We start from the raw sequence: 416 nt of genomic DNA, 5'->3' as shown, positions 1-416 counted from the left end.
CAATGTTGTCTAAGCGGTTCATCATTGAAACCATCAACGACCAACTAAAGAATATTTCTCAGATAGAGCATTCTAGACACAGGAGTCTGCATGGATTCATGCTGAACTTACTTGGTGGGTTAATTGCTTACTGCCTAAAACCAGAAAAGCCATCGTTGAACATAACAACCACTGAAAAATCAGGATTGATGGCGATGGCTTAAACCGATCTCAGGTTGACTTACCTTTGCCCTGAAGCTTTTTCGCCTCCATGAACTTACGGCGTGCGTGAGCGAAACAACCAACATTGGCCACGTTGGTTAATCCGTCATAAGCCGCGTAACCATCACTTTGTAGATAGCCTGAGTAATCGCCCAAAAAGTTCACGGGGCATGCTCTCGCGCGGCTGTTTTGATAGTCGAACAAGACGATATTTT

The 416-nt window shown here is 44.5% G+C and carries 1 protein-coding gene and 1 pseudogene; one reads left to right on the top strand and one right to left on the bottom strand.

Annotation, left to right across the window (positions count from 1 at the left end):
• A partial coding sequence (locus AACW06_RS20130) for a transposase (protein WP_272956779.1) occupies positions 1–203 on the top strand: 203 nt, incomplete at its 5' end.
• A 13-nt stretch (positions 204–216) separates the two neighbouring features.
• Here the strand turns inward: AACW06_RS20130 and AACW06_RS20125 are convergent.
• Positions 217–416, bottom strand: a pseudogene (locus tag AACW06_RS20125) (IS66 family transposase); the annotation flags it as partial.

It is taken from the genome of Vibrio sp. S12_S33 (genome assembly GCF_963889785.1).
Lineage (GTDB): Bacteria > Pseudomonadota > Gammaproteobacteria > Enterobacterales > Vibrionaceae > Vibrio > Vibrio aestuarianus.
This window is presented reverse-complemented; position numbering and strand designations above follow the sequence as displayed.